General features: G+C 44.3%; 3 protein-coding genes. All 3 read left to right on the top strand.

The genetic code is table 11. The features are described from left to right. Positions 1–565 precede the first annotated feature (565 nt). Positions 566–1,297 carry a C40 family peptidase gene (locus ON064_RS17615; RefSeq protein WP_121298180.1) on the top strand — a complete coding sequence of 244 codons (732 nt, stop codon included), beginning with the start codon at positions 566–568 and terminating at the stop codon, positions 1,295–1,297. A gap of 220 nt (positions 1,298–1,517) precedes the next feature. Next, positions 1,518–2,528, top strand: coding sequence for an ArsR family transcriptional regulator (locus ON064_RS17610; protein ID WP_274625794.1), 1,011 nt, complete (start codon positions 1,518–1,520; stop codon positions 2,526–2,528). Between the two features lie 150 nt (positions 2,529–2,678). Continuing rightward, positions 2,679–3,365: a Na-translocating system protein MpsC family protein gene (locus tag ON064_RS17605; RefSeq protein ID WP_274625793.1), complete on the top strand. Its 687-nt coding sequence runs from the start codon at positions 2,679–2,681 to the stop codon at positions 3,363–3,365. Positions 3,366–3,672: the final 307 nt, after the last annotated feature.

Genomic DNA, 3,672 nt, shown 5'->3' with positions numbered 1-3,672 from the left:
CAATGCGAGCCCTCCGGAAAGCGTCCGATTGCAGCGCAATCTCCCCCTTTACTTTTTCTATATCCCGCAAAGATAAAAACGCTATTAATTCCCGTATACCCCTAACCCACAAAAATAAAGCAATGAATGGATTGTTACAGTTGTGTAACAAAGCTTTATTGCTATAGTTTTTGATTTTTCTAATAATTATATGATTAAATTGACTAAAAAACTGCTATGAAAGTATTCAGAGTCCCGATTTGGAAATTATAGGCTCTGAAATTTACAACAAATTCTGCTGGACTGTAATATTTTATGAATTCAAACACGCACGAGATGCTCACATTTCCCGTTTTTCAAAGAAATAAACATCCACTTGTAAATATTACCACCTCCAAAACCCTTGATATACCTGGGTTTATGAGCCGTCATTCACTTGTAATATTGTTGTAACCTAATTGAAACTCCACAGACATTGTTTTCTTAGGGGGCAGTCTATATAGTAAGTGGCAGAGCAAATTAATGATAATCCTTATATCCACATAACATAAATTTAAAAAAACTATCCTTCGGAGGTACTGACTAAATGAAAAAAGCATTCTTTACACTACTCGCAGCAGGCGCATTGGTCTTTTCTAGTTCAGCTACAGACGCACAAAATACAGCACAAGCACAACCACAGACAGAAGTTGCACAGAAAGCATCTGAGCCAGCGATCGTCCAGGTTTCCAACAGCACTTATAAATTCAAATACGCTACTAACGTCCGCAGAGATGCCGGCACAAGCCACGGCGTCATCAAAGTCGCTTCTAAAGGCGCAACTGCAACAGTTACAAAATCCGCTACAATCGGCAGCGGTAAATGGTTCAAAGTCCGCACTGGCGGTACGCACGGTTGGGTACACAGCTCACTCGTAACAAAATCATCAGGATCTGGCGTTGTCCAAGCTTCATCTAGCGTTTCTTCTTCAGCAGTCGTTTCTAAAGCACTAGCGCTTAAAGGCATCCCGTACCGTTTCGGCGGCACAACTACAGCTGGGTTTGACTGCTCAGGATTCGTACAATATGCATTCAAAAAAGCAGGCAAAAGCGTGTCACGCACAACGCTTTCTCAATATGCTCAGTCTTATAAAGTTTCAAGCCCACGCCCAGGAGACTTGGTCTTCTTCGCAAACACTTACCGCCCAGGAATCTCACACGTTGGGATCTACATCGGGAATAACCAGTTCGTACACTCTGGCGGTTCTAAAGCAGAAGTGAAAAGCTTGAGCGGCCCATACTGGGGCAAGAAATTCCACAGCTTCAAACGTTTCAAATAATATAGGCTTCAGGGAGTATCCGAAATCTCGGGTGCTCTTTTTTTTTGTGCTTTTTTTGAGTGAACTTCATTTGTTGTAAGGGATTTTTCTCTCTTTCTTCTATATATAAAGGCATCGTTTTTCTCTTCATTCGAAATAAACAGAATTTAAAATTCAATTTATATTGAATTAATGATTCCATTCATTTAGAATAGAGAAAATGCTTAAGGAGGTTTTCAGTATGAAGATTATGGATGCTGCGTTACCCGAAGAGACGATTCACTTAGCTGTAGAACAGTCGCCGGTGTGGGAATGGATTGTAGGGATTGCAGGCTATACGCATGGGCAATTGCGTCATACGTTCGAGATGGATGAGGAATGGACACAGGATGCACAAGCGATGCCTGCTGCTTTGCTTGAGTCTTTAGCGAAGATCGAAGAGACGAATTTATGGTACGGGCTGCTGTTGTTGCAGAATGAGTTCGGGGCCAAGTCGGTGGATGAATTTATCAAGCGTCTAGCAGGCTTGTCGGATGAGCAGTTTTATGACCTCCTGCTCCCCTATCACAGCCGCGCTGCGGAAGCGTTACGGGAACAGGCAGCACAACAGCCTGAAGACAGTGGCTGGTGGTCTTCTTATGCCCGCTTGTTCGAAGGACATGCATATCTCAGCGGTTACGTATGGCAACTTCACGGGCATACAAGAGCCCAGCTAAGCGAATTGTTTATGAAGGTGCTAAGCGAATGGCAGGACTGGATGACGAAGAAGTTTTATATCGGGAGATGGCTGCATGCGCTGACGTTTGAAGAACAGCAGCACCGCGGGCTTGATTCCGCGAATGCGGCGAAGGAAATTGAGCGCGTGGCGAGTGTCGACTATGCACCGGAGCCTTCCATTTGGTCGGTCAAGCTTATTCCGCATGTATCGTATCGGCCATGGCTGCTGACGATCCGTACGGCAGATGTGAAATTGTTTTTCTATCCGGTCAGTGAAGAGCAGCTGCTCGATCCGGAAGTGCCGCCGAACGAATTGATTCAAGGGCATAAAGCGCTCGGTGATGGGCTGCGCTTGAACGTGTTGCATTATTTATGCCATGGCCCCGCTCCCTTGCAGGAAATGAGTGAACGATTCAAAATGTCCAAGACGACTTTGCATCATCAGCTGGCTTTGTTGAAAGCAGCGAAGTTTGTGAAGGTCGACAAAGGCGTTTTTTCTACTCAATTGAACCGTTATTTGGGACTGGATGAGTGACAGGCTGTTCCAACGCGAGAAAATGAAGTGACTGATGGTCCGATACCAGTAATTTATTGAATTGGTTCCATAAGGTATCTATTTCTGCTAAAGCCCTGTACACTTGCCCAAATGGATGGATAGCTTCTTCCGTTTAAAGGAGAGAGCATCATGCCTCAGGAGAAAACGGTAGAATCTGTCATCAGTGGTTTCACTGCGACCATCTTGCGGGAGCATTTCGGTAAAGGGCCCAGCTCTGTGTACGTGACCATCTACAAATCGTTCGTCTGCATTCAAGTCCGGGATTTCTTGGCCCCGATGGAGAGAATCCTGTTGGATCAGAATGAAAAGAACCGCGTGTTGAAAACCAGGGATTTACTAATGGTTGAATTGATGGCTGAGTTCAAGAGGAATTTCTGGAAGCAAGCCGATCTCGATGTCATGGAGTTGTATGCCGATTGGAATTTGGACGATCATTCCGGCATGATTCTGGGCGTATTGGAAGAACCGAAATCGCATAAACTCAGGTGGCCGGAAGAAGTGGATGAAACGGAACTCCTGAAAGAAGTGATCCGTTTGAGCATCGCCGGACAGAAAGAACCGGAAGAAACCAATTTCTTCTGGCTGAACGACCGGACACTGCTCATTGAACGGATCGGCATCTTCACTTTGCTGGAGAAAGAACTGATCAAAAATGAATTTCAGGAAGCCTTGAAACTGGCAAAACGGCCGCTGGAATATATGTTATTTGCAGAATCGAAAGTGCCTGCGATCGTTAACCGCCCGTTAATCGGCAGTTATGTCGACTGGGACTTTGAAGAAGATAAAGGCTACGCGTTATTGGTCTTTAAAAAATAAGCCTATATTCAATCCCCCGGACCTGTCGTGGCAACACTACAGCCCGGGGTTTTTCAATGCAATGATTGCTCATGCCAGTACCCAAGCAGCCCCTGTTTTTCGCAATGTAAAAGTTATTTTTCTAAACTTTAGATAAATTTTCATAACAAGCGTTCCTTTCTAACTATTTTCTCAATAGTCAGTTTACTTAATGAAATAAATTGGGTATTGTGTAATTGTACAAGTTATTAGTGAACACAAACTAACTGCCTTTTCCATTTTAAATAATGAATCGGTCGTATACACCAGACACCAGTGCTGGAGGTAG

Source organism: Planococcus sp. A6, assembly GCF_028823615.1.
Classification (GTDB): Bacteria; Bacillota; Bacilli; order Bacillales_A; family Planococcaceae; genus Planococcus.
This window is presented reverse-complemented; position numbering and strand designations above follow the sequence as displayed.

Excerpts from the sequence above, each read along its gene's own strand:
- ON064_RS17615 (WP_121298180.1), top strand. The coding sequence starts at position 566 with ATGAAAAAAGCATTCTTTACACTACTCGCAGCAGGCGCATTGGTCTTT.
- ON064_RS17610 (WP_274625794.1), top strand. The coding sequence starts at position 1,518 with ATGAAGATTATGGATGCTGCGTTACCCGAAGAGACGATTCACTTAGCT.
- ON064_RS17605 (WP_274625793.1), top strand. The coding sequence starts at position 2,679 with ATGCCTCAGGAGAAAACGGTAGAATCTGTCATCAGTGGTTTCACTGCG.